This is a genomic window from Rummeliibacillus sp. NPDC094406, assembly GCF_044763875.1.
GTDB lineage: Bacteria > Bacillota > Bacilli > Bacillales_A > Planococcaceae > Rummeliibacillus.
Genome location: NZ_JBIWGZ010000007.1, coordinates 142808 through 167922, shown reverse-complemented (window position 1 = coordinate 167922; position 25115 = coordinate 142808). Strand labels below are relative to the sequence as shown.

26 protein-coding genes are annotated in these 25115 nt (G+C 36.2%); 6 read left to right on the top strand and 20 right to left on the bottom strand.

What is annotated here, in order from left to right:
• Window positions 1-44: 44 nt before the first annotated feature.
• A complete protein-coding gene (locus ACIQ4I_RS17435; RefSeq protein WP_403098304.1) occupies window positions 45-497 on the bottom strand; it encodes a GNAT family N-acetyltransferase in 453 nt (150 codons plus the stop codon).
• Between the two features lie 205 nt (window positions 498-702).
• Here ACIQ4I_RS17435 and ACIQ4I_RS17430 point away from each other — a divergent pair, with 205 nt between their 5' ends.
• The gene (locus tag ACIQ4I_RS17430; protein WP_403098302.1) at window positions 703-1305 is read left to right on the top strand and encodes a TetR/AcrR family transcriptional regulator; all 603 of its coding nucleotides are present in this window, start codon (window positions 703-705) and stop codon (window positions 1303-1305) included.
• Window positions 1306-1594: 289 nt separating this feature from the next.
• Here ACIQ4I_RS17430 and ACIQ4I_RS17425 read toward each other — a convergent pair whose 3' ends face one another.
• From ACIQ4I_RS17425 to ACIQ4I_RS17390, 8 genes are all read right to left on the bottom strand, one after another.
• Complete coding sequence (locus ACIQ4I_RS17425; RefSeq protein WP_403098300.1) at window positions 1595-2080, bottom strand: DUF4064 domain-containing protein; 486 nt, start codon at window positions 2078-2080, stop codon at window positions 1595-1597.
• Window positions 2081-2259: 179 nt separating this feature from the next.
• Window positions 2260-2541 (bottom strand): GNAT family N-acetyltransferase, encoded by a 282-nt coding sequence (locus tag ACIQ4I_RS17420; protein WP_403098298.1) that lies wholly within the window; start codon window positions 2539-2541, stop codon window positions 2260-2262.
• 225 nt (window positions 2542-2766) lie between these two features.
• On the bottom strand, window positions 2767-3702 hold the full coding sequence (locus tag ACIQ4I_RS17415; protein WP_403098296.1) for a DUF1002 domain-containing protein: 936 nt from the start codon (window positions 3700-3702) through the stop codon (window positions 2767-2769).
• A gap of 168 nt (window positions 3703-3870) precedes the next feature.
• Window positions 3871-4728 (bottom strand): CvfB family protein, encoded by an 858-nt coding sequence (locus tag ACIQ4I_RS17410; RefSeq protein ID WP_403098295.1) that lies wholly within the window; start codon window positions 4726-4728, stop codon window positions 3871-3873.
• A 28-nt stretch (window positions 4729-4756) separates the two neighbouring features.
• Window positions 4757-5176 (bottom strand): transcriptional regulator MntR, encoded by a 420-nt coding sequence (gene mntR, locus ACIQ4I_RS17405; protein ID WP_403098293.1) that lies wholly within the window; start codon window positions 5174-5176, stop codon window positions 4757-4759.
• 161 nt (window positions 5177-5337) lie between these two features.
• Entirely contained in the window at window positions 5338-6447 is a 1110-nt protein-coding gene (locus tag ACIQ4I_RS17400) for a GNAT family N-acetyltransferase (RefSeq protein WP_403098292.1), read from the bottom strand.
• A 27-nt stretch (window positions 6448-6474) separates the two neighbouring features.
• Window positions 6475-8580, bottom strand: a complete 2106-nt coding sequence (locus ACIQ4I_RS17395) for a heavy metal translocating P-type ATPase (RefSeq protein WP_403098290.1) — start codon at window positions 8578-8580, stop codon at window positions 6475-6477.
• Entirely contained in the window at window positions 8567-8932 is a 366-nt protein-coding gene (locus ACIQ4I_RS17390) for an ArsR/SmtB family transcription factor (protein WP_403098288.1), read from the bottom strand. Before ACIQ4I_RS17390 ends, ACIQ4I_RS17395 begins: the two co-directional genes overlap by 14 nt.
• A 162-nt stretch (window positions 8933-9094) precedes the next feature.
• Between ACIQ4I_RS17390 and ACIQ4I_RS17385 the strand changes: the two genes are divergently transcribed.
• Window positions 9095-10102, top strand: coding sequence for a P1 family peptidase (locus ACIQ4I_RS17385; RefSeq protein ID WP_403098286.1), 1008 nt, complete (start codon window positions 9095-9097; stop codon window positions 10100-10102).
• A gap of 11 nt (window positions 10103-10113) precedes the next feature.
• On the opposite strand, the gene ACIQ4I_RS17380 is transcribed toward ACIQ4I_RS17385, so the two are convergent.
• From ACIQ4I_RS17380 to ACIQ4I_RS17355, 6 genes are all read right to left on the bottom strand, one after another.
• Window positions 10114-10461, bottom strand: coding sequence for a fluoride efflux transporter FluC (locus ACIQ4I_RS17380; RefSeq protein WP_403098284.1), 348 nt, complete (start codon window positions 10459-10461; stop codon window positions 10114-10116).
• The gene (locus tag ACIQ4I_RS17375; protein WP_403098282.1) at window positions 10461-10832 is read right to left on the bottom strand and encodes a fluoride efflux transporter FluC; all 372 of its coding nucleotides are present in this window, start codon (window positions 10830-10832) and stop codon (window positions 10461-10463) included. The genes ACIQ4I_RS17380 and ACIQ4I_RS17375 overlap by 1 nt, the downstream gene beginning before the upstream one ends.
• 171 nt (window positions 10833-11003) lie before the next feature.
• Entirely contained in the window at window positions 11004-13370 is a 2367-nt protein-coding gene (locus tag ACIQ4I_RS17370) for a penicillin acylase family protein (protein ID WP_403098280.1), read from the bottom strand.
• Window positions 13371-13482: 112 nt separating this feature from the next.
• Window positions 13483-14235: an exodeoxyribonuclease III gene (locus tag ACIQ4I_RS17365; RefSeq protein ID WP_403098278.1), complete on the bottom strand. Its 753-nt coding sequence runs from the start codon at window positions 14233-14235 to the stop codon at window positions 13483-13485.
• Between the two features lie 88 nt (window positions 14236-14323).
• The gene (gene murB, locus ACIQ4I_RS17360; protein ID WP_403098370.1) at window positions 14324-15253 is read right to left on the bottom strand and encodes a UDP-N-acetylmuramate dehydrogenase; all 930 of its coding nucleotides are present in this window, start codon (window positions 15251-15253) and stop codon (window positions 14324-14326) included.
• Window positions 15254-15332: 79 nt separating this feature from the next.
• Window positions 15333-15638 carry a winged helix-turn-helix transcriptional regulator gene (locus ACIQ4I_RS17355; RefSeq protein WP_397536400.1) on the bottom strand — a complete coding sequence of 102 codons (306 nt, stop codon included), beginning with the start codon at window positions 15636-15638 and terminating at the stop codon, window positions 15333-15335.
• 144 nt (window positions 15639-15782) lie between these two features.
• On the opposite strand from ACIQ4I_RS17355, the gene ACIQ4I_RS17350 reads away from it, so the two are divergent.
• Window positions 15783-16649, top strand: a complete 867-nt coding sequence (locus ACIQ4I_RS17350; protein WP_403098276.1) for a VOC family protein — start codon at window positions 15783-15785, stop codon at window positions 16647-16649.
• A gap of 103 nt (window positions 16650-16752) precedes the next feature.
• On the top strand, window positions 16753-17277 hold the full coding sequence (locus ACIQ4I_RS17345) for a YceI family protein (protein WP_403098274.1): 525 nt from the start codon (window positions 16753-16755) through the stop codon (window positions 17275-17277).
• Window positions 17278-17539: 262 nt separating this feature from the next.
• On the opposite strand, the gene ACIQ4I_RS17340 is transcribed toward ACIQ4I_RS17345, so the two are convergent.
• Both ACIQ4I_RS17340 and ACIQ4I_RS17335 read right to left on the bottom strand, forming a co-directional pair.
• Window positions 17540-18187, bottom strand: coding sequence for an FMN-dependent NADH-azoreductase (locus ACIQ4I_RS17340; RefSeq protein WP_403098272.1), 648 nt, complete (start codon window positions 18185-18187; stop codon window positions 17540-17542).
• 262 nt (window positions 18188-18449) lie between these two features.
• Complete coding sequence (locus ACIQ4I_RS17335) at window positions 18450-19157, bottom strand: DsbA family oxidoreductase (protein WP_403098270.1); 708 nt, start codon at window positions 19155-19157, stop codon at window positions 18450-18452.
• Window positions 19158-19344: 187 nt separating this feature from the next.
• Between ACIQ4I_RS17335 and ACIQ4I_RS17330 the strand changes: the two genes are divergently transcribed.
• Window positions 19345-20721: an FAD-dependent oxidoreductase gene (locus ACIQ4I_RS17330; protein WP_403098268.1), complete on the top strand. Its 1377-nt coding sequence runs from the start codon at window positions 19345-19347 to the stop codon at window positions 20719-20721.
• A 54-nt stretch (window positions 20722-20775) separates the two neighbouring features.
• Here the strand turns inward: ACIQ4I_RS17330 and ACIQ4I_RS17325 are convergent, their stop codons facing one another.
• On the bottom strand, window positions 20776-21702 hold the full coding sequence (locus tag ACIQ4I_RS17325) for a manganese-dependent inorganic pyrophosphatase (RefSeq protein ID WP_403098267.1): 927 nt from the start codon (window positions 21700-21702) through the stop codon (window positions 20776-20778).
• 238 nt (window positions 21703-21940) lie between these two features.
• Here ACIQ4I_RS17325 and ACIQ4I_RS17320 point away from each other — a divergent pair, with 238 nt between their 5' ends.
• Window positions 21941-22747, top strand: a complete 807-nt coding sequence (locus ACIQ4I_RS17320) for a GNAT family N-acetyltransferase (RefSeq protein ID WP_403098266.1) — start codon at window positions 21941-21943, stop codon at window positions 22745-22747.
• A 54-nt stretch (window positions 22748-22801) separates the two neighbouring features.
• On the opposite strand, the gene menC is transcribed toward ACIQ4I_RS17320, so the two are convergent.
• Together menC and ACIQ4I_RS17310 are read right to left on the bottom strand one after the other, a co-directional pair.
• Window positions 22802-23908: an o-succinylbenzoate synthase gene (gene menC / locus ACIQ4I_RS17315; RefSeq protein WP_403098264.1), complete on the bottom strand. Its 1107-nt coding sequence runs from the start codon at window positions 23906-23908 to the stop codon at window positions 22802-22804.
• Between the two features lie 20 nt (window positions 23909-23928).
• A complete protein-coding gene (locus tag ACIQ4I_RS17310; RefSeq protein WP_403098262.1) occupies window positions 23929-25077 on the bottom strand; it encodes a M20 peptidase aminoacylase family protein in 1149 nt (382 codons plus the stop codon).
• Window positions 25078-25115: the final 38 nt, after the last annotated feature.

The following is a 25115-nucleotide window of genomic DNA, read 5'->3' as shown; positions in this document are numbered from 1 at the left end:
TACCCCATTTTTTAGAAAATACACATTTTCATGCGATATTATAATTATTTGTCACATTTACACACCATATTAATATGTGGTAAGCATTCAAACTCATATGGTTCAGAAATTGCTTCAAAGCCAAAGTTACCATAAAAGTTTTGAAGATACGCCTGTGCTTGTATAAACAAATCATATTCAGACCATTCTCTATCAGTTACCGCAATGACTCTTTTTAATAGTTCTTGTGCTAGACCTGTACCACGAGCTTCTGGTAGAACAATTGCACGACCAAATGATGCCATGTTTTCATATTTTTCATTTGGAGGAACGGCTCTTGCATATGCAATAAGTTTACCGTCTTCTTCATATGTAATATGAATACTATTTTGGTCATGATTATCTAAATCTTCATAATAAGCTTCTTGTTCAACAACAAAGACATTAATCCGTAATTGAATAATTTTGTATAATTCTTCAGTCGATAGTTCTTCAAAGCGTTGTTCTTTCCATGCCACTTTGCATCACTCTCTAGCACCATTATTCCACAAATACTATTTCTTTTCGAATAAAATACGTTACATCAATCGTTTAACTAAAAAACTGCTTACGACACTAAATACATGCTAATGCTAAGTAGTTCTATGACTATTGCCAATGTTATTTATCTGCTATCATTAAAAGAAACGATGTATGTATTTAATGGAAGTGTGGTTATGCTCAATGAATGAGGCACATCATTCAAATAAACAAACAAAAGGAACTTTAACAAGAGAGAAGATTGTCCAAACTGCCCGCAACCTTTTTTATAAAAAAGGCTACCATGCTACTTCTACCTCAATCATCGCAAAAGAGGTTGGGGTATCTGAAGCAGCTTTGTATAAATACTTTAAAGGAAAGATGGAGCTATTATTAGCAACTGTCGAACCAAAGTGGTTAGATTTCCAAGAAGAAAACCATTACCATGATTTATCTGATCATGAACTTTTGCATGTATGGACTGAAGAGCTTTTAGACAACGTTTTTTACAATCGTCCACAATATACAATACTATTCAATGAATCCGCTATACACCCAGAACTTTCAGAACAATATATTGCCAACATTCATAGAATGTCCTTTGCAGATCAGGAACTTATAAAACGAATGGATGAAGAAAGTTTACCTAAACTCGATTTAATACTATTTCAAGTAGGTATTATCGGCGCATTGCTCGCAATGATCACGCATAAGCGTATTTATGATCATACTCTCCATTTAGATGAATTCCCTGCAGATATTCGACATACCATTATCGGTATTGTTGAAGGAAAGTTATTCAAATAAGTGAAACTTCCATCAGTGGGGTTTTCTTCATCCCCCACAAAAAAAGAACTCAGTTTAATTTCGCCACGTCCTGTGGCAACAACTGAGTGTCCAACATCCTGTTTGACCGAACCAATCGGGCTTTTACGGGCATTATCCCCCACCTATCATCTTTGCTTTTCTCTCAATCTTGAGGTGGGGGTATTACTGCCCGTTAATGCGGGATAAAATCTTTCGAAGTTATTACCTTTGCTGGATAAAAAAAAAGGAGTTCTCCTTAGCAACAGCTTTAGCGAGAACTCCTTTCGTATTATATTACAGATTGTTCACTATAAGATGAGTCAGATTCTTCTACCTTCGGCTTACGTACGAAACAAATAATTGCAGCAATGTAATAGATGAGAGAGGTAGGTGAAAGAATACCCGCAAAAACAGCGGCAATAATAAACATAGCTCCTGCCAAATTTGCCGTTTTATCTTTTGCCCTCGCGACTTGCACCATAGCTATAATCCCCACTATAAAGCTTATGATAAAGCATATAATAATAAACCATGCAGTAGGTCCAAAAAAGTTTATTATTGACAGCATGCTATCAGAAAAACTTTGCATGTCTACATCTTGAAATTGTGGATCTTCTGATAATTGCTTTTCGAATTCTGCAATGAATTCATCTTGCGCTTGGGTATTATTTTGGAATTCATTAACAAAAATCAGCATAATGCCCATAAATCCAATTGCAATTATATTGAAAAATGAGCCAATAACTCCAGATACGATTTCAATTGTTCTTTTCACTCAATCACCTCTATTTTATTGTTATAGCTTACTATACGTGACTCACTCTGAAAAGTTTCAAAATTTTTCATTTCCCCAAAAAGGCCGTCTTATAAGTGATTTTCTATACTTAAAAGACAGCCATTTTAGATTCTTCTATTCTATCTGGACACAGTAGCTAACCACCACTGCTTTTAAACCTAAGCTTTTACATCATCATATTCGTGTGATGTTTCAAAAGCTTTTACAACATATGAACATACCGCATCAATTTTATATTCATTTTCACGAGCATAAGCTGCAGCTCGGTCTAGTAATTGCTTAGCAATGCCTTGACCACGTAATGAACCATCAACATAAGTGTGGTCTACTACCATGACATCCCCTAACTGTGTCCAAATAATTTCTGCTACTACTTGCCCATCTTTTTTATTTTCGAAAGCATATTCTTCATGACCTCTATTACTTAATTGAAATTCCATTTAATAACACCCCCATATTTTAAAATATAGTTTAGCACATTTTATTCTTGTAATGATAGTAGACGTAATTTTACTTCAAGTATTTTACGCCGTGATTTCAATTGCAATATAACTCATTCGATTCAGAATTACGGATGCGTTATATAAAAGCGAAACGAGCATTTCCACTTTTAAATTTAAAATCCTTACATAGCATAAGCTACATAAGGATTTATTAAACCAGTATTAGCCAAAAATGCTACTAATACCATCAATTATTTTTTGGAAGAAGTTTTTCACACTCGCCCAGAAGCCTGAATCACTTTTTATATCTTCATTTATCTTGCCTAATTGGTCTTTGATATGCCCACTTAAATCATCCAATTGTGTAGACCATTTACTAAAGTCAATATCAAGTTTACTAATTTTATCCATAAGATCGATTAACAGTTGACGGTCTTTATCGCTTAAATTGATTTCTAATTTTTTTAGTTGTTCATCGACGATTTTTTCAACGTCTGCTTTTGTAGCAGGGTTTTGTTCTGCGATTTGCTTTTTAATATCTGTTAATAGTTGACTAACTTTTTCGTTATCGACCCCAGAATTTTGGGCAATGTCAGTAGCAACTGATAATTCTTGGTTTGCTACATCTGTACGATCTTTGTCTAATTTTTTTCCTGTTGTTACTTCGTATGCTTTGTAGATACCAGCTAACGCTGAATGACCCGTTACTTTTTTAGGCGCTGCAACTTCAACAGTTGCATCTTCAATGCCCGCTGTTAACATCGCGTTAGAGTACATATCTGCTGTTACTTCAGTAATGTTCTCGGGTGTCACGATATTAATGACTAAACCCGAACCAGCATCTTTCGGTGTAATTTTAGCTGATGAATAAAGGCGTGCACTAGAATTTCCATTTTCAATATATTTGGCAATGTCTGCACCAGTAATTGTGATTTCTTGAATATCAGAATTATTTGTAACACCTAAACTATTTTTTACGCTTGCTTTTTCGCTTTCTGATAGACTTCCACCGTAGACTACGATTGGAACACCTAATTTTTCATTAACGACTTCATCTGACGATTGCGATGAATTAGTACTCGCATAGCTTGTTGTTGGCGCAACTACTGCTGTTGTTAAACACATAGCTGCTACCACAGCAAAGATTTGTTTTTTCATTAATTCATTTCCTCCTTAAACCCTTTGTTACTTATTTGTATACAGTTTATGCTGACTATTTGCTATTAATTTTGAATATACGTATAAGACCCTCAATAATAATACGTCAAAAAGAGCAAAAAGTTTCTGAAAGTAGCTAAAACTTTCTCCTTTTGCTCTTTAGTTCACTTATTTAATTACAGTCCAGCCGTCTTCTTGTTCGATACGATCGGCTTTCATCAAAGTACCCAATGCACGTTTAAATGCACCTTTACTCATATGGAACATTTCTTTAATTTCATCAGGTGAAGATTTATCACCAAATGGCATTTTACCGCCAACTTCTTGAAGATACTTAAAGATTTGCTCGGCATCATCCGATAATCGTTCGTATTTACGTGGAAGCATAGAAGCATTAATAGTACCATCTTCTTTTACTTCAATAACACGTACATTAACATCTGAGCCTAGACGAGGTTCTGCTTCACGTTCAGATTCATGAACGAAAATACGATATGGTTTATCTACACCGAGTAAGAATGTTCCAACTGGCAATACACGATAAGGGCGAGCCAAAACATTCTTATTAAATAGTTCTGGTTCTGCATCTTCATACATTTCTAATACTTTTTCTTCCGTAATAAGACGACCAAATAGTCCGCCTTCACGGTCTGTACGTAATGTGATATAAAGGTGTTGTCCAGGTTCTGGCCAAAGCGGTTTTAATTTTGGTAAATCTTCAGCAGGGACTAGTACTTCTCTTGAAGTACCGATATCCATATAAGCACCTTCACGATCTTTTACATGTAGTACACGTGCCCATCCATATTCGTCTTTACGAATATGCGGAATAGCTGTTGTTGCAGATAGATTTCCTCTACGATCTGCATACAAAAACACTTCTATTTTGTCATTAACCTTTAACGGCTCTGTTACTTCAGAAGCATTTAACGGAATATTTAATTCATCGTTTGTTAAAATATACTTAGATTCTTGTTGTTCTTTTACTACTAATTTTACTACGTCACCTGATTGTAATTCTGCCATATTTCTTGCTCCTTTCATATGACATGTATTATTCACCTGTATGAGCTTTTAGCTCTTCCAATTTGTGAATAAAATCGGGGTTCTCTTCTAAAACTTGTATGAGATCAGCAATGCATTCAATGGAATTCCAGCTCAAATGATGCTCGATTCCTTCTACATCATTGTATATTAGTTCTTCATCCACACCAATAAGTCTTAAAAACTGCTCCAATAAGCTATGTCTCTCTACTAATCGTTTTCCTAACTTTAAGCCTTTTGCGGTTAAAGTTAAGCCTCTATAGCGTTCGTATATTAAATAACCATCTTTATCAAGTTTCTGAACCATTTTGGTAACAGAGGAAGGAAGAACTGACAATGCTTCTGCGATGTCCGATACACGTGCATAACCTTTCTGGTCAATTAGTAAATAGATTTGTTCGATGTGATCTTCCATACTCGGTGTCGGCATCTCAATTCCCTCTCTTTCGATATCCTATCTCTCTAGTTTACTACATGAAACTACAAAACGTAACAATAAGCACAAAACAGTTGAATTTTATTCATAAATAAATGAGATGGGTTCTCGCTGAAAACAAGTTTTGCATCAATAATTTTCCATTTTAAACAGTGTTATTGAATCTTAGCATAAATACAGGTATCACGAAGCGTTATTCCATCAGCTGATCTACTATCTTGTTTTAATATACCTTCTAATTCAAATTGTGCACGACTTGCTACAGCCCGACTTCTAATATTATCACTATCACAGCGAATTTCCAGACGTTTAGCTCTTAATTCTTCAAAGGCAAATTGAGAAATTCTTTGAACAGCTTCCGTCATATAGCCTTTTCCTTCAAATCGTGCGTCTAACCAATAACCAATTTCAAATTTTGGAATTGTCCAATCGATATTATGTAATCCTGTAGAACCGACAAATTCTCCACTATCCTTCAGAAATACATGTAATCTTAAATCTTTTCTTGTGACAAAATCACCAATTGCCTGACGAATTTTTTCTCTCGTTGCTTCTTTTTCAGGCAATGTCTGTGCCCATTTCATAAAAGGCTTTAATGTTTTGGCAGAATGTACGATTGCTTCCCAAACAGTATCTACATCTTCCATAATAGGTATTCTAATGATTAACCTTTCTGACTCAAAGCTACTTGGAAAATCCCAATTCTCTTTATAATTGATCGTATCAATTTTGACCTCGTCATCCCAGCTAACCGGTGTTGTTTTTCCTTCTAAATAGTCTTGGCGTGTAATACCATAAGTAATGGCATCGTAATATGCATTTTCCTTAGGGACATACCAAGCTTGTCGTAAATGCGCTTCTTTTACAAAACCAGCATTTTCAAATGTCTTACGCATGGCAATATTATCTTGTCTAGTATGACCTTCTAAGCGTATTTTATTGTTCGGCAATGAAAAAACATATTCACTTACTAATTTTAAAGCTTTGGTACCATAACCTACTCCTCGCCATTTTCCGGCTATACGTAAGTCAAATAGAGGAATGTCATCTTGCAGGTCATATATTTTCACCATTCCCACTTGTAGGTCGTCATCGTTAACAAGCCAAAATGTTTTAGATTCATCTGATTCATAGCCACCTTCATCAATTGCCTTTTCAATAATATCTCGAACAGGATGGGAATTTTCATGGTATGGCCATACGTTTGTTGTCATAAACTCAATAAGTTGCTCTTGTTCTTCCATTGTCCATTCGATTAATTTCACAATTGTTAACCCCCGATTGCATTGGTATTATTTTTGAATGCGAATTAAGCGTAGTGAATTTAGCACGACTAACAATGTTGCACCCATATCTGCAAAAATCGCAATCCATAATGTTAACCACCCTGGAATGATTAGTAGTAATGCTAAAATTTTCAACCCTAATGCAAACATAATATTTTCTTTAATAATTCGCAACGTTTTTCGACTAAGTCTTATTGTATAAGGCAACTTTCCAAGGTCATCAGCCATTAAAGCGACATCTGCTGTTTCAAGTGCTGTATCTGTCCCAGCTCCCCCCATAGCAATACCTACAGACGCTGCCGCCAATGCTGGAGCATCATTCACTCCATCTCCAACCATTGCTACAAAACCATATTGCTCTTGTAATTCTTTCATTGCTTCTAATTTATCTTCTGGTAATAAGTCTGCTTTAATATCTGTTAAATGCAATTGTTTTGCAATGGTTTCTGCTGTTGGTTTTGCGTCACCTGTTAACATGACTGTATTCTTGATTCCAATTGATTGTAAATCCTGCAATACATATCTACTGTTTGAGCGAACCTGATCAGCAATTGCAATGATTCCGAATAAAGTGGTTTTAGAAGCTGCTACAACAACTGATTTCCCTTCATATTGTAGTGATTCAACCTCTTTTAGAATATCTTTTGGTATGTCAGTTAATTCTTGAATCCATTGCACGCTTCCAACAAAAATTTGTTGATGATTTACTGTTGCGTACGCACCTTTACCAGTTACAGATTGAAAATCTATGCCTTTTTCTATGATAATCGAAGCATTTTCTGCATAATTTAAAATCGCTTTTGCTAAAGGGTGCTGCGAGCTATGTTCAACGCCTGCCACTAATCGAATCAAAAGCTCTTCTGAAGTGCCTTGTAAGGCTAATATGTTTGTCACTTCTGGTACACCCTTTGTTAGAGTGCCTGTTTTATCAAATGCGATGGCTTGGATATGTCCAAGCTGTTCAAGATGTATGCCACCTTTAATCAGCACCCCTTGTCTTGCTGCATTGCCAATCGCAGTAACAATAGCTACAGGTGTAGAAATGACTAAAGCACACGGACAGCCAACAACTAGTACTGCTAGCCCTTGATAAATCCAGTGATGCCAATCACCGTCAATCAGTGGAGGTACAATTGCTACAATTATTGCAATAAGAATAATTACAGGAGTGTAATATTTCGCAAATTTATCTACAAATTTTTGAGAAGGTGCTTTTTCTGCTTGGGCTTCTTCTACTAAAGTAATGATTTTCGCAATTGTTGTATCTTTCACGTGTTTTGTGACGTTAACTTCAAGAACGCCTTCTTCATTTAATGTACCTGCGAAAACTTCATCTCCAACCGCTTTTTTGACTGGAATAGATTCGCCCGTAATAGGTGCTTGGTTCACTGTTGACATTCCACCAACGATTTCGCCATCCATAGCAATTTTTTGTCCTGGCTTCACGATAAGGACATCTCCAATTTGTACATCTTCTGTAGCTAATTCGACCAGTTCACCATTGCGACGAACAAGCGCTGTAGCTGGTGCAATATTTATTAACTGCCGAATGGACTGTCTTGCCTTATTCATAGAATAGCCCTCAAGTGCCTCACTAACTGCAAAGAGAAAAACGACAACGGCTCCCTCTTTCCATTCACCAATAACGACCGCACCGATTACCGCAATGGTCATTAATGTTTTCATATCAAATTCAAAATGGAATAAGTTTTTAAACCCATCTTTGAAAATAGTAAAGCCACCTATCACAATGGCGATAAAGAATAGACCAATTGTTGCTATGTGATCCTCACCTTGCAATACACTCATCAAGTAACCTGCAATTACAAATAATAACGAAATACCAGCTAGGATATTTTCTTTTTTCATATAAAACGGAATATGCACTTCTTCTCTGGATGAAGCGGGCACTACTTTTATGCCATCAAATGCTCCCGCTTCACATAGTTGTTCAATTGAAGCATCACCCTTCACAGTCAGCTTAGCTGCTCCAAAATTTAATTGTACCTCTTCTACTGTAGGAATACTTTGTACATTTTTTTCGAATTTCATTGCACAATTAGCACAGGACAAATTTTGTAATCGATATTCTTGAGTGTTAGTTTTTTTCATTGCATGCGCCTTCTTTCGAATGTTCATAAGCAATTTCAACTAGCTGTTTAACATGGGAATCCGCTAATGCGTAATATACCATCTTACCTTTCCGATGTGAATTTGCTAAACCATGGTCCTTTAAGTACCTTAAATGATGTGATGCTGTTGCATTTGATGATCTAATAACGTTTGCTACATCACAGACACAAAGTGAATCCTCAATAGTTAGAGCATAAGTTATTTTGAGTCTTGTTTCATCTGCTAATGCTTTAAAAAATTGAGCTAAATCTGTTAACTCAGGCATTTGATTTTGAACTCTTTCAACTGCTTCTTCATTTACTTTTGTAATTTCACACATTTCTTTATCCATATTTCTTCACTTCCTTCATTCAAATGTATGTTTGAGTGTTTTTGATAGTCTTAGTATAATTGTTTTCCAAATGTTATTCAAATATCCGTTTGATTGTTAAAAAGAATTGAGAAAGAGTAACTAATTAGGTATATTGGTAAAAATAGCAAAAGGGGTGGTTCTATGAAAAAGGGGCACTGGAATTTGATTACAGATGTTCCGAATGTTCATGTTGGACATGTTACGTTATACGAAAAAATAAACGAAGAGGATACGATTTGCACAGGGGTAACGGCCATTTTGCCACATGATGGCAATCTATTTGAACAAAAGGTTCCTGCAGCAAGCTTTGTGCTAAATGGTTTTGGCAAAACTGTTGGACTTGTTCAAGTGGAAGAATTGGGTGTTGTGGAGTCTCCTATTATGCTTACCAATACATTTAGTGTGGCAGCTGTTTTAGAGGGCACTTTAGATTATATGCTCGAGCAAAATCCGAGCATTGGTGATTCAACTAGTTCTCTTAATATTATTATTGGTGAATGTAACGATAGTCATTTAAATAGCATGCGACTTCGTGCAGTGAAGCCTCAACACGCTATATCTGCTATACATAATGCGAAACAGGCACCATTCAAACAAGGGGCTGTTGGGGCTGGAAAAGGGATGATTTGTTACGAACAAAAAGGTGGTATCGGGTCATCTTCAAGAATTGCCGAGCGAGACGGTGAACGTTTTACAGTAGGAGTGTTGTCACTCACGAATTTTGGCAATGCTGGTGAATGTCGTTTTGCAAACTGGCAGCAAGATTCTCCTATCGAAAAACCTGATGGCTCTGTTATCATTGTCGTTGCAACTGATGCACTAGTTAGCGATCGCCAATTAAAACGTCTTGCAAAAAGAGCTGCTATTGGACTTGGACGCACAGGCACACACATTCATAATGGCAGTGGCGATATTATTATCGCTTTTTCAACGGCTTATACAATCCCACATCAATCAGCTTCATCGATTGGCGAACCTGTAGCATTTGTACGAGATGATTCAAAATTAATGAATGATCTTTTCCAAGCAACCATTGAAGCCACTGAAGAATCTATTTACCAATCTTTATTGCATGCTGAAACGACTGTTGGACGAAAAAATCGTGTTGTAAAGAAAGCTGAATTTGATAAAAAAAAGATTGGCTCATAGCCAATCTTTTTTCATATTATTTGCCATCCCAGTGTTACCAGGATAATCCCTGCAAATAGTGTTAAAACCGGATACAAGAATACACCACGGCCATCTTTTTCTTGTATCAATTTAACCGTATCAAATGCAAATGTGGAAAACGTCGTAAATGCTCCTAAAAAGCCAGTAGCAAAGAAAGCTGTGGATAACTGTTGGTCTACTGCGATATGAAGTGATAACCCTATTAACAATGAACCAACACTATTCACGATAAATGTCGCTACGTAATATGGCTGTTCTTTATGCTCCATCCATAAAACTACGCCATAACGTGCCGCAGCACCTATTCCACCACCTATAGCAAGTACAAGCCAAATCATCACCGCTCACCTGCTTTCTTTTTAGGCGCAGCTAGTAAAAAGCCAAACGATGCTAATACAATACATACTACAGTCATCATGATGGCATAAACAATCGCCATTACTACATTTTCTTGCATTAATTTAAACCAGCTTGCTGAAAATGTGGAAAACGTTGTGAATGCACCGAGCATTCCAGTCGTCAAAAATAGCTTCCAACCTGCATACTGTGGAAAACGTGTGAATAAACCATTAAACACACCCATAACGAAACTACCTAAACCATTTGCTATCCACAGCATCCATTCAGTTGGCACGTTAAGAATGACACCATAACGCATCAAGGTGCCCAACATTCCACCTAGTACTACTGCTATCATATTTTTTAACACTTAATGCACCTTCAATTTAACCTGATTTAACGAGCAGTAAAAACTCCACTATCCATGACTTACTCCAAGGTTATGTTGATAAACAGTAGATCAACTACCCGTAAAAGCCCGCTTGGTTTAACTAACACACAAGATGGTGAGGAGTGTACCCGTTTCAAGTTAATTTTCTTATTACTTTGCTTTCAATATTAGTATATAACCGTTTGATATCTTACCATTGATCACAGTTTCATGATATGTTCCTTTCACCCAATCGTCAACTTGATCATGATACCACTTGGATCTTAAATGCCCGCTTTGCCCTGGTCCAACGATATGATAGGCCTTCGATAAGTCACTTAAATCGGCTACAAATCGCCAGGATGCACCATGATTAACGATACCCGATTTATCTGGGGCAGCTGCCCGAACAGTCACCTTTGAACCCGATACTGGTTTTTTCTCTGAATCTAGTAGATAAGCTAAAATTGGAGAAGCAGAGGATAAAGGATGTTTGAATACAACTTGATGATAATCTCCCCACCGCCATTTTGTTAGATCATCTCCATAGGATTCTTTTATTTCATTTACTGTTTCTTGCAAAGCTTTCGTTACAAGTTCATCGATGCCGCCAGCCTTATCAACAAATTCCCCTGGTTTTCCTTTATATGCTTGGCGTAACAATTCATCTGCAATATTATATTTTCCAGGCATCATATCATAAACATCCGCAGGCATGGATTTCTTAAAGAGTTGCTTTTGAATATTAAGCATCCATAGATGGTAAACAAGTGGTGCACCTTCGGAAATAGAATCTTGGTAATCCCATTCTTTCATTAATTTCATAACATCCTTTAACTTTCCTTGCTTTTCAACAGAGTGAATCATATTAGGCAAAAATTCTTCCGCATATAAATTCTCCGTATCTAACTGCATTTTCTCCATATCTTCTACAGTGAAATCGTCTTTTTCCTCTAACATCCTTACGATTCGCTCAAAGCGATATGGCTGCGCCCAAAAATCCGTAATATGATATGGATATCCACTACCTACTACCTTATTATTAGCTGTAGCGATATAACCGTTATCTGGATTAATGACTGTCGGTAATTTATCAAAATCAATATACCCTTTCCAACCATAATCAGCTGAATAACCTGGTACAGGGAATTGACCATCTCCTCTTTTGCGAATCGGAATAAGCCCATTTGCTTTATAAGCAATTATTCCATCTTTTGCTGAAGCAAACACAAAGTTTTGAGCAGGTGCCTTGAAATCTTGTAGAGCTTTTTCAAATTCAGTCCAATTTGTAGCCCGGTCCATATTCAAAATTGCTTGTAATTCCTGGGTTGACTGTAAAGCCGTCCACTGCATCGAAAAGACAGCTGTTGGCTTTTCCTTTTTGAATGCCAGATTTGAAATAACAGGTCCATGTCTCGTAACAATGACTTTATAATCTACAGGCTTCTGACCCTTTACTTTAATCTTTTCTTTCCGTACTTTTGCTTGCTCCCATTTGTTTTCATATTTGAATTGAGTCGGATTATCGGGATTTGGCATTTCAATATATAAATCCTGAACATCCGGACCTACATTTGTAACGCCCCAAGCAATATCTTCATTATGTCCTAATATAATCCCTGGAATGCCTGCGAAAATAACTCCGCTTACATTTTGCGTTGGAGAAGTAAGATGCATTTGATACCACACGGAAGGTGTGCTTAATCCTAAATGTGGGTCATCTGCTAGTAATGGCTTGCCACTTTTTGTTTTGTCACCAGATATAACCCAGTTATTACTACCATTAAATTCATTTGGAATAAGTGACGAATCAAATTGACCAGATACTTTGACTGTATGTGCAAGGTTCTCTTCAATAATAGGCTTGGCATTATCAGGATAATGTATCATTATCTCTTGCACCTCGTCTGGAGTTAAATTTGTTAACGCCCAATGTCTAAAGGCGAGCATATCCCAATTCCCACCTAAATCATACGCCATGTATTTTCCAATAGTTAAGGAATCAATTTCTGTCCATGGCTCAGGTTCATACCCTAATAATTTAAACTCAAATGGCAAGGTGCCTTCTTTTTTAGCTTGTTTGATAAAATCATTAACCCCTTCTGCATACCAAGCAAGCACTTGTTTTGCTTCCTTTGAATAGCCATCGTAAGACTTTTTGGCAGCATCTCTAAGACTGAAGGTTCTAAAAAATTTATCAGTCTTAAGTGTAGATTTACCAACTACCTCTGATAGCATGCCGCTTGCTTTTCTTCTAGATAAATCCATTTGGAATAAACGATCTTGCGCTTGTACATAGCCTTGTGCACGGTAAAGGTCTGCATCTGTTTTTGCATCTATATGAGGTACGCCTTTTTCATCTCTCGTCACTTTAACATCTTGATCAATTCCTTCTAGAATAACTTCTCCTACAATTTGAGGTTTAGATTTATCGATATAATAATTGACATACCACGTTGCTCCAACTATGACAACAATCAGCGGACCAAGTATATACAAAAGCCATTTCCATAATGGGCGTTTCCTTTTTTTCTCCATACGTATCCCTCCTAACTTCTCTATATTCGGAAAAGCATCACTTTATCCCATAAAGCAAAATAAAAAACACCCGCTTTTATTAAAACGAGTGTTCAATATCTAATCTGTTGTTTTATTGTATTTCCAACATAATTGGGCAGTGGTCACTACCTAAAATGTTGTCATGTATCTCAGCTTTCCTAATCTTTTCCTGTAAACGATTAGAAAGAATAAAGTAATCGATACGCCATCCAATATTTCGTTCGCGTACTTTATTCATATAAGACCACCAAGTGTAGTGATCCGTTAAATCTGGATATAAATAGCGGAATGAATCCGTAAAACCAGAATTCAATAATCTGGTCATTCGACCTCTTTCTTCATCTGTAAAACCAGAATTACCTATATTAGCTTTAGGATTTTTCAAATCAATTTCTTCATGTGCCACATTTAAATCGCCGCAGTAAATAACCGGTTTTACGTCATCTAATGATTTTAAATAGGCACGTAATTCATCTTCCCAAACTACACGATATTCTAAACGTGCTAAATCTCGTTTTGAATTTGGGGTGTAGACATTAACTAAATAGAAATTTTCATATTCTAACGTAATAATTCGGCCTTCTTCTTGTGCATCCTCTTCACCTACACCATATCTCACAGATAGTGGCTCATGCTTTGTGAAGATAGCTGTTCCAGAATAGCCCTTTCGCTGTGCATAGTTCCAAAATTGATAATAACCAGGTAACTCAATTTCTACTTGTCCCTCTTGGCATTTTGTTTCTTGAATACTGAAGAAATCTGCATCCATGTCATTGAAATAATCTATAAACCCTTTTTTCAAACAAGCACGAATTCCGTTTACATTCCATGATATAAATTTCATTGCTAAAATCTCCCTATGTAAAAAAATACGCCTTCCGTATATATTAACGAAAGGCGCTATCTTTGAAACGCTTCTATATTATAGTGTCTTAATTTTTGTTAGTTGGCAAATCTTCCCCAACGATTTTAACTTCTGTTTCAAGATCTATATCAAATGTTTCTTTTACAACTCTTTGAACCATATGAATTGTATCAATGTAATCACTTGCGGTTGCATTGCCTTTATTAATGATAAAGCCCGCATGCTTCGTAGAAACTTCCGCATCGCCTACACCTTTACCTTGCATTCCGCTATCTTGGATTAACTTACCAGCAAAATTACCTGGAGGTCGTTTGAATACGCTTCCTGCAGAAGGATATTCAAGCGGTTGTTTTGATTGGCGTTTAAAAGTTAAATCAGCAATCGTTGCATCAATTGTTTCTTGGTCACCTTTTTGTAATTCGAAGACAGAAGATAAAACATAGTAACCATTCTTAGCAATTATACTTTTGCGATAGCCTAGTTCTAATTGTTCTTTTAAAAGTTCTAATACATCGCCAGTCGGTGTTAATACTTTACAACTTACGATGACATCTTTAATTTCACCACCGTATGCTCCAGCATTCATCGCCATTGCTCCACCGATAGAACCCGGAATACCGCAAGAAAATTCAAGACCAGTTAAAGATTTGGCAGCGGCTGCCTTTGAAACGTCTATAATAAGCGCTCCTGATTGTGCATAGACAGTTGTTCCGTCAATACAAATTTGATCTAGTTTTGAAAGATTTAAAACAATACCTCGAATACCACCGTCTCTAATGACCATATTCGAGCCATTCCCTAATAAAAAGATTGGTATTTTGTGAAGATGTGCATATCTCACAACTTCAGCTGCTGCTTCTTCTGTAGAGGGCATTACAAATACATCTGCATTGCCTCCAAGTTTTGTCATTGTATAGTTTTTTAGTGGTTCATCTATTTTAACATCTTGAGGATTTACAATCGTAGATAAATCTTTGACCCATTGTTCTTTCATAATGGAAAGTCCATTCCTTTCATACTTTCTTTTCCTTCATTAAGTATGAATATACAACGCCTTTTTTACAAGCAAAATTCACTTAAAGCCATCTTTTGGACCAAATTTCAATAGCATCTATCGCATCTTTTAAGCTTAATCCCATTTCTGTAAGACTATATTCAACACGAACTGGTACTTCTGTATAAACTTGGCGCTCTACAAGCCCTTCTTTTTCCAATTCCTTTAAACGTTCTGACAGTAAACGACCACTAATAGGAAGTGCTGTTTCAATTTCGTTAAAGCGCTTTGGCCCTTCTAGTAATTCATATAAAATTAGACCAACCCACCGTTTGCCGATCAAATCCATCGCTTTTGATAATCGTGGACATAGTGCTGTTTCCTTCATATTTTTCACCTCTAATAACTATATTGTACCGACAATCAAAAAAAAAGTAAACTTTTCGTAACTTAATTACTTGACGTAATTAATTTACTGTTTTATAGTAGGTTACGAAAAGTAAGTTAAAAGAATTCGAGAGGAGGAACTACTTTGACATTCAAATTAGATCCTAATATGCAATTAGGTTATGTACAATTGCGTGTTCAATCAATTGAAACTCAAAAGAAATTTTATCAAGCATTGGGTTTCAATTTATTAAACGAATCACATACCGAAGTCATCTTTGGTGCAGGAAGTTCTGAACCTATTCTTATATTAACAGCTAGTGAAGATGTGGTACCTAAACCACCACGAACTACAGGCCTTTATCATTTCGCTATTTTAGTACCCAGTCGCGAAGATCTTGCATATATGGTGGGCAATCTTATGGAAATGAAAGCTCCATTTAGCGGTGCAGGTGATCACTTGTACTCTGAAGCATTCTATTTAACAGATCCTGAAGGTAATGGGATTGAGATTTACCGTGACAGACCACGAATTGAATGGGCAATTAATGATGACGGTGGAATTGATACAGATACATTACCTGTCGATTTTAATGGCATTATGGCATTATTTGATCCTGAACGTGAATGGACAGGTTTTCCACGAGGCACTATTTTAGGACATATGCACTTAACTGTTTCTGAACTAAACGGCAATTTAAGCCGCTTCTATTTAGAAGCACTTGGTTTGGAATTAAAAACAAACTTTATGAACTCTGCTTTCTTCATGTCAGCGGGCGGCTATCACCACCATATAGCAGCAAACGTATGGAATGGTGTTGGTGCACCATTATCGCCAAGTATTGCAAGTGGCTTAATTAACTATTCATTAATTCTTTCTTCAATCGATGAATTAAACAAATTGAAACAAAACTTAAATGAATGCCAAGTTTCATTTGAAGAGGTTGAAGGAAATATAATTGTTAAAGATCCAAATCATAACGGTATGATTTTTACTGTTAAAAATGCGTGACTCACACCCTATTATTATCTTTAATTAATACATCTTGATTTCAAGATAATAATGTATTATGATAAATATAACAAAACAAACATTGTTTAGGAGGAATTTTAAAATGACAAAATTTAATGTTGATGCAGCACACTCTAACTTAGGTTTCGAAGTAAAACACATGATGATTTCAAAAGTAAAAGGTGGATTCGATTCATTTACAGCTGATATCGATGCAAATCCAGAAGATTTAACTGGTGCATCTATCAAATTTGAAATCGATGTAAACAGCGTAAATACAAACAACGAAGATCGTGATAACCACTTAAAATCTGCAGACTTCTTTGATGCAGAACAATTCCCTAAAATGACTTTCGTTGCAACTGACATCAAATCTGAAGGCGCAGGCGAATACAAATTAACTGGTGATTTCACTGTCAAAGACGTTACTAAACCTGTTACTTTTGAAGTTGAATACGGCGGTAAAGGTACTAACCCATGGGGCGTTGAAGTTGTAGCATTTGAAGCTACAGGTAAAATCAACCGTAAAGAATTCGGCCTAACTTGGAACGCAGCACTTGAAACAGGTGGCGTACTAGTTGGTGAAGATATCAAAATCAAAATCGAATTAGAAGCTAACCCAGCGTAAGTAATTCTAACCGATTAGCCCACTCACTACGAGTGGGCTTTTTTCTTTGCATTAAATTGCAATCTAGCTTTTTATTGGCTATTTGGGTTGAGTTATTCGCTCTCTGGGCCGAGTTATTCGCTCTTTTTTAATTGTATTCGCCCTTACAATAATTTACGTTAAAACTCCGCTTCTTCCATTAAATAGTGCTAACTGATAGTTAACATGGACAAAAAATCCCGACGCACTAATTTGCGACGGGATTCATATTATTTCTTAATTATTAAGCTATAACAGTAAGTTCTTTTAAACCTTTTGCTGCTGCTTTAACTTCTTCTAAACCATTAGCAATGATTTCTTGTGCTTTATCAGACATTGCATTGTGACCTTCGATGATTACTTCATCGATGATTTGCATACCGAACATACCACCAAATACGTTACGCATGTAGTTTACACCCATATCCATTGGCGCTGCTTCTGGAGTTGAGTAAACACCACCACGTGCGTTTAAGAAGATTGCTTTTTTCTCTGGCATTAAACCTACTAAGTTACCATTTTCATTATATTTGAATGCGAATCCAGCAGCAAATACATAATCGATAAATGTATGTAATTTAGCTGGGATTGTTAAGTTCCATAGTGGGAATGCAAATACTACTACATCTGCTGCTGAGATAGCATCCATTGCTTTTTGTTTTGCCGCAAGTGTGCGTTTTTGTAGATCCGATAATTCTTCACCACTTTGTAATTTACCAAATGCTTCAAGAAGGTCTTGTCCGAAGTATGGTGTATCTTCTTCATACACATCATATACAGAAATGTTAAGATCTGAACCTTTTAGTTCTTCCATAAATGTTTCATACATTTTACTTGAAACTGCTTGGTCAGCAGGACGGTTATTTGCTTTTACTACTAATACGTTTGTCATAATATATCTCTCACTCTCTTTTTAATAATCTAATTTCATTTATCTTTAATTCAAGATAATTTGATTTTAAAAGAAAACACATCCTAAGTCAACGAATGTGCTTTCATACTTTTGGCTGATTTTTATCTGTTTAACTTTATCCCACAATACCAGACTGTAAGGCTATTACTTCAAGACTCGAGCAGGAGACATGAAGATAACTAGATGAGCAACTGCCCGTAATTGCCCGATTGGTTCAACTAACATTGAGTGAAGTTTCACTTTATAGTTCACATTTACCGTCTGTGCAAATTTCTGAACCCTCTTGCCCCATCATTTTTAAGCTAGGTCGCAAGCCATCTTCTTCAGCAACTTGGCGAACTGCATTTTCAAAGACTTCCCCAGGTTGTGCACCAGAAATTGCATATTTATCGTTGATTACAAAGAATGGTACTCCTCGAACACCTATTTGTGACGCTTTCTGAATATCAGTTAGTACATCTGTTGCAAAAGTATCGTCATTTAGGACATCTTCTACAGCTTGTCGATCTAAACCAACTTCTTCTGCTAAATCTACTAATGTATCTGTTAATCCGATTTCTTGCGTTTCGATAAAGTATGCTCGCATTAATCGTTCACTTATTTCAGCACCTTTACCTACAGATTCAGCATATTTTGTAAGGCGATGTGCTTTAAAAGTATTGGCTGGTTTCATGCGATCAAAATCATACGCTAATCCAACTCCTTGTGCACGTGCCTTAACACCTTCCGTTTGTACTTTCGCTTGTTCAAGTGATATACCATATTTTTCTGCTAGCTCTTCATAAATACTTTGTTCTGAAGTAGCTGGCGAATCTGGACTAAGTTGATAACTTTTAAATTCTACCTCTACTTGATCTTTAAAGCCTGTTTTTTCAAGTGCATTTTCTAATTCTCTTTTACCGATATAACAAAATGGACATACATAATCTGACCATACTTCAATTTTCAATTTATATCTCTCGCTTTCTAATTTTAGAATCTATTTATCTTTAATTCGAGGTAAATTGATTCTAAAAGAAAGCATAGTCTAAGTCAACGAATGTGCTTTCTTTTAGTTTAATCCTTATGCATTTTTGCTACTTTGTATAATTTTGTTCTTATTGCACATGCTACTCAAAAAAGTAGGAGATTCGTCAATGAACTCATCTATCTGGTTGCAAAATATAAGAACCAATTCTAAACCATCTCTCGAGGAATCCATACAGACAGATGTTTGTATCATCGGTGGTGGCCTTAGCGGAATAATGACTGCTTATCATTTAGCCAAAGCAGGTAAAGAAGTCATTTTACTTGAAGGCAATTCATTGCTTCACGGTGCGACAGGACATTCCACAGGAAAATTGACGGCACAACATGGTCCTGTTTATCAATCAATAATTGAGAAATTTGGATTAGATTCTGCCTTACTTTATTATGAACTAAATCAAAAAGCAATTTCTTCTGCTATTGATCTTGTAGATTCTTCTATCATACAGCCTGCAACATCCTATTTATATACCTTAGAAGGACAAAATATAAAGAAGCTAGAGGATGAATGGGCTGCTTATAAACAATTGCATATACCCGGTACTTTTGGTGAAAAGGGAGAAATACCATATGGAATAAAGGCATCCGTTGCAATGCTAGATCAAGCTCAAATCCATCCAGTACTGTTTGGGCAAAGCATTATAGATATGGCTGTAAAGGCAGGCGCTAAGTTTTATGAAAATTCTCGGGTTCAGCACATTAATCTATCAAAACCCTATGTTGAACTTGAAAATAAGCAAACCGTTTACTGTAAAGATTTAGTTATTTGCTCTCATTATCCGTTAGAGGCTATCATCGGTTTGCAATTAGTAAAACTCAAAATTAATCGTTCATACATTGTAGCTTTCAAAAGTTCTGAACCATATACAGGGCAATATCTTTCAATTGATCAGCCTGGTAGATCAATACGTACAGTCCAAATAGATGGTGACAACTACACATTACTGGTTGGTTCATCACATCGCGCAGGTGCCTTATCAAATACAAATATTTTCTATGACGCTATAGAAAAAGAAGCTTACGAAAATTTTGCAGCTACTGATATTCCATTCAAATGGGCTGCACAAGATCCCGAAACGCCAGATTTGCTTCCTTATGTAGGGCAAATCAGTTCAAGTCATCCAAATATTTGGCTTTCAACTGGCTTTAGAAAATGGGGTATATCAAATTCACTGGTTGCAGGTCAAATTGTAAGCGATGGTATTTTAGGACGCCCTAATGCCGGGATTGAACTATATTCTCCAAAACATACGACAATTGGTGATGCTTTGTGGCAAGCGTTAAAGGTAGGCGGTCAAACGGCTGTAGATTTAATAGGAGGATATGTTACTAGGAGCTCTATGCCTAGATGCACACATTTGGGGTGTAAAACAAGATGGAATGAAGCAGATGAAACGTGGGATTGTTCATGCCATGGCTCTAGATTTGCAAAAGACGGCTCTGTATTAGAAGGGCCAGCTGTAAAACCATTAAATTTAAAAAAATGAAAAAGGCTGTCCAACTCGAATGATGAATTGGACAGCCTTTTCGATTTCAAATCATTATTTTAAAGCATCAGTTAATGCAGGAACGATTTGTTTTTTACGAGATACAACGCCTTTTAGTACAACACGGTTGTTTTCTAGAGAAGCGCCAAATGCTGGAGCTGCTTTTTCTGCTACTTTACCTACTGGTACAGCTACTGAATCATTATTTAGAATATCCGTTACAACGAAGAAGAATAAATCCAAACCTTTTTCTTCAACTTCTTTATTAAGTAATGTTTCAAGCTCAGCTTGACGATTAAGAACATCGTTTACGTCAACAGCATTTACTTGTGCGATGATTACTTTATTATCACCCATTGAGAATTCTTTTGCGTCAAGAGAAAGTAAATCTTCTAGAGATTTATCACTTAAATCAGCACCAGCTTTTAACATAGCAAGACCGTATTCTTCTGCATTAACACCAGCTTTTTCAGCAAGTTCTTTTGCAGCTTTTACGTCTTGTTCTGTGCAAGTTGGCGATTTGAATAATAATGTATCAGAAATGATAGCTGAAAGCATTAAACCAGCATAATTTGCAGGGATATCAACATCATTTTCTTTGAACATTTTATTTAGAATTGTCGCTGTACAACCTACTGGTTCTGCACGATAGTACAATGGATCCGCAGTTTCAAAGTTAGCAATACGGTGATGATCGATTACTTCTGTGATTTGTACTTCTGCGATATCATCTGCAGATTGTTGACGTTCGTTGTGATCAACTAGGATTACTTGAGCCGCTTCAGTAGCAACTTTTTCAACCAAGCGAGGTGCTTCGAATCCAAATTTTTCTAACGCATAAGCTGTTTCATTGTTTAGTTCACCTAAGCGAACAGCTTCAGCTTCGACTCCAATTTGTTGTTTTAAGTATGCATATACTAACGCAGATGTAATTGTATCTGTATCAGGGTTTTTATGTCCGAAAACAAGGACTTTACTCATAATAATTCCTCCTAAAATTTATCTACAATTTTCGATTTTATTTTATCACAACTAGTAATGAAAAAGAATGAAAGTTCCTTTTAGGACAGAGCATATCCATAAAGGAAACTTACTAGTCTAAAAAACAATGAAATGAAATTTCTGTCAAGTGAATACTACGTGAAAAAACCGTACAATTCATTTTCATCCTATGTTAATATTTCTATATATTATTTATCAAAAATAAAGAGGGGTTTAAATGGAAAAAAAGATCGAAAAAAAATACATACCACTAGCTGCTTACTTTGAAGCAACCACAGAAGATAAACTTACCTTAACCTTCTCTGAAATTGAAACCATTATGGGCCAACCGCTACCTAACGCCTCTTTTCTAAATAAAAGCTGGTGGAAGAAAACTAAGCCTCCATTAAAGCATTTTATTGCTTGGACTGATTACGGATACAATGTTTCAGATATTCAATTAGGCTATTATGTCACTTTCGAAAAACCAACAACAAATCTTGTAAATTCTGAATCATATCCACAATCTAGCAATCAAGCTACATATATCATTCGTCCGATTGAATTAGATGATTCACGTGAAGTAATTGGTTTATATCAACAATTGTTTACAGAATCTGACTACATGTTATACGGAAAAAATGATAATACGATTTCTGTACAGAGTTTCCGCAAACTTATTACGAAATGGAAGACTACCAATTCTGGAACCATTTTAATAGCAATTATTAATGGTGAAATCGGTGGTGTCATTTCTATTTTAGGAAATAATGCACCACGTTCAAAACATTGTGCTTCAATAATAATCGGCGTACTTGAAAAGTTTGCTAACCAAGGTGTAGGTACGGCACTAATGGGCGAGGCTGAAAAATGGGCGCAAGCAAAGAACATTACCCGTTTAGAACTATCCGTTATTAAAACAAACAAAAAAGCCATTTCATTATACGAAAAATTTGGATTCTCGATTGATGGACAAAGAAATAAATCTGTCAAAATTAATTCAGATTATGTAGATGAGCTTTATATGAGTAAAATATTTATCTAATTAATAAAAGCTAATTATTCATTTGCACTTAATGAATAATCAGCTTTTTTAATTTCAACTATATTGAGACTGCTTCACCGTATAACGATCTAATGCAGAAAAATTGATACGATAACCAATGCCTGGTTCGTGTGGGATATTGATAAGTCCTTCTTTTACTTCGACTTCAGGCTCTATAATATCTTCCTCCCAATAATGGCTAGACCCTGCAGTATCTCCTGGCAATACAAAATTTGATAATGTTGTTAATGCTACCGCATGCGCTCGACCTACACCGGCCTCCAGCATCCCGCCACACCAAACTTTTATATTATTTTCTTCGCATAAATTATGAATTCTCTTTGCTTCCGTTAAACCACCCACACGAGCATATTTTATATTGATTACCCCACAACTCCCTAGTTCAATGGCTGTTTTAGCATCATCGTATGAACAAATACTCTCGTCCAAACAAATGGGGGTGTTAATTTGTTTCTGCAATTTTGCATGTTCTAAAATATCATCTGCAGCAAGAGGTTGCTCTATCATTAATAAATTATATTGATCTAATGCTTTTAATAATGGAAGGTCCTCTAATGTATAGCACGAATTTGCATCCGCCATTAAAGGAACCTCAGGATATCGTTCACGTATTGCATGGATAAGAGAAATATCTAATCCTGGTTTTATTTTTACCTTAATGCGTTTATAGCCTTCTTTTAATGCATGATCAATTTTTTCGTAAAGTTCGGCAGTTGTTGATTGAATACCGATACTGACTCCTACTTCTACGGCCTTTCTCGTTCCGCCTAAAGCTGTTGCTAGAGGTATTTTATTTTGTTTTGCATATAAATCCCACATGGCTGTCTCAATAGCAGCCTTTGCCATATTATTTCGGCGAATCGAATGAAATATTGTACTTACTTCAGATGGATGTCCTATTTCCTTATGCAATACCATTGGTATAAGAAAATCCTCTAATAGATGCCAGCTTGTTTTCATCGTTTCTTCTGTATACCAAGGTACCTCAAAAGCTACCCCTTCTCCATAACCAGTTAAACCGTTTGCATCTTTTACTTCTACAATTAGAAATTGTTTATCCTGTACGGACCCAAAGCTCGTTACAAACGGCGATTTCATACGCATTTTTAGTTGTCGAATGGTCACATGATCAATCTTCAACGTCACCACTCTCCTAATCTTTAGTGTGTTATTTCTTGCTTCAATTTGGCATATTCAAATGCACATAAAACAGTTCGTGTTAAAATCTCTACTCCTGTAATTAATTGCTCTCTATTAAATGTCATTTTAGGATGATGCAACCCAGGTTTTAGGTTACAACCAACACCTAACATCGTAGCTTTAACATTGGGGCGTTCTAACGTATAAAAGTGGAAGTCCTCTCCGCCTGGTGAGAAAAGAGGTGGTCTTATTTTTTCATGCCCAACAGATTGAATAATTGCATGTTCTAAAATTTCTTGTGCTTCCTCATTCACTTTTGCTGCTACAATATCCGTCAAAACCTTTAATACAATACTTGCATCATACAATTTACTAATTGCTTCTACTATCCGATGAATATCATCTACAAGTTCCTTCATACCTTCGTTCGTTTGTGCTCTTACATCTAAATTAATAAAAGCTTTCCCCGGAATAATATTCCCAGATTCTCCACCTGAATGAAATCTTGTAACCTTTACAGAATAAGGAATCATCGTATCAATATGAATCGATTTTAATGCTTCAACTAAGCTGCTACCAATTTCAATCGCATTTTTCCCTAGATGCGGTCTAGCAGCATGTGCCTCTACTCCATAAATTTCTGCAGCAATCATCATCGATGCACCATGGTGTATGGCTGGTGAAAAAGTTCCATCTTCCAACTCTTGAATCGGCCTTAAATGAACACCAAACAAATAATCGATATCATCTATAAGACCTCTTTCTACAAAAGAAAGGGCACCCTCACCTTTTTCCTCAGCAGGTTGGAATAATACTCGTAAAGTACCTTTAAATTGTGTTTTAAGTTTTTTAATCATTAAGAGCACACCTATAATCATCGTCATGTGCCCATCATGTCCACAAGAATGGTGCGCTCGCATTTCCCCATCCACTTCTTGCAATAATGCATCCAAATCTGTACGTAAACCAATAACTGGCTTACCATGACCAATTTCCACATATAATCCTGTGCTATTTGAAAAGGTATGCACCTCATAGCCTTCTTGCTTTAAAAGATTGGTGATATAAGTTGTCGTATTATATTCTTGCCAAGCAATCTCCGGATTAGCATGTAAATAGTCGAATATCTCATTTAGCCTCGGCTCTATATCCTTCAATTGTGTTTTCATCTATAATCCCGTCCTTTTAAACATTTAGTAGCAACTTT

Excerpts from the sequence above, each read along its gene's own strand:
- ACIQ4I_RS17330 (WP_403098268.1), top strand. The coding sequence starts at position 19,345 with ATGAACTCATCTATCTGGTTGCAAAATATAAGAACCAATTCTAAACCA.
- ACIQ4I_RS17345 (WP_403098274.1), top strand. The coding sequence starts at position 16,753 with ATGACAAAATTTAATGTTGATGCAGCACACTCTAACTTAGGTTTCGAA.
- ACIQ4I_RS17385 (WP_403098286.1), top strand. The coding sequence starts at position 9,095 with ATGAAAAAGGGGCACTGGAATTTGATTACAGATGTTCCGAATGTTCAT.
- ACIQ4I_RS17430 (WP_403098302.1), top strand. The coding sequence starts at position 703 with ATGAATGAGGCACATCATTCAAATAAACAAACAAAAGGAACTTTAACA.
- ACIQ4I_RS17415 (WP_403098296.1), bottom strand. The coding sequence starts at position 3,702 with ATGAAAAAACAAATCTTTGCTGTGGTAGCAGCTATGTGTTTAACAACA.
- ACIQ4I_RS17420 (WP_403098298.1), bottom strand. The coding sequence starts at position 2,541 with ATGGAATTTCAATTAAGTAATAGAGGTCATGAAGAATATGCTTTCGAA.
- ACIQ4I_RS17395 (WP_403098290.1), bottom strand. The coding sequence starts at position 8,580 with ATGAAAAAAACTAACACTCAAGAATATCGATTACAAAATTTGTCCTGT.
- ACIQ4I_RS17310 (WP_403098262.1), bottom strand. The coding sequence starts at position 25,077 with ATGAAAACACAATTGAAGGATATAGAGCCGAGGCTAAATGAGATATTC.
- ACIQ4I_RS17365 (WP_403098278.1), bottom strand. The coding sequence starts at position 14,235 with ATGAAATTTATATCATGGAATGTAAACGGAATTCGTGCTTGTTTGAAA.
- ACIQ4I_RS17320 (WP_403098266.1), top strand. The coding sequence starts at position 21,941 with ATGGAAAAAAAGATCGAAAAAAAATACATACCACTAGCTGCTTACTTT.
- ACIQ4I_RS17390 (WP_403098288.1), bottom strand. The coding sequence starts at position 8,932 with ATGGATAAAGAAATGTGTGAAATTACAAAAGTAAATGAAGAAGCAGTT.
- ACIQ4I_RS17410 (WP_403098295.1), bottom strand. The coding sequence starts at position 4,728 with ATGGCAGAATTACAATCAGGTGACGTAGTAAAATTAGTAGTAAAAGAA.
- ACIQ4I_RS17325 (WP_403098267.1), bottom strand. The coding sequence starts at position 21,702 with ATGAGTAAAGTCCTTGTTTTCGGACATAAAAACCCTGATACAGATACA.
- ACIQ4I_RS17340 (WP_403098272.1), bottom strand. The coding sequence starts at position 18,187 with ATGACAAACGTATTAGTAGTAAAAGCAAATAACCGTCCTGCTGACCAA.
- ACIQ4I_RS17370 (WP_403098280.1), bottom strand. The coding sequence starts at position 13,370 with ATGGAGAAAAAAAGGAAACGCCCATTATGGAAATGGCTTTTGTATATA.
- ACIQ4I_RS17380 (WP_403098284.1), bottom strand. The coding sequence starts at position 10,461 with ATGATTTGGCTTGTACTTGCTATAGGTGGTGGAATAGGTGCTGCGGCA.
- mntR (WP_403098293.1), bottom strand. The coding sequence starts at position 5,176 with ATGCCGACACCGAGTATGGAAGATCACATCGAACAAATCTATTTACTA.
- ACIQ4I_RS17355 (WP_397536400.1), bottom strand. The coding sequence starts at position 15,638 with ATGAAGGAAACAGCACTATGTCCACGATTATCAAAAGCGATGGATTTG.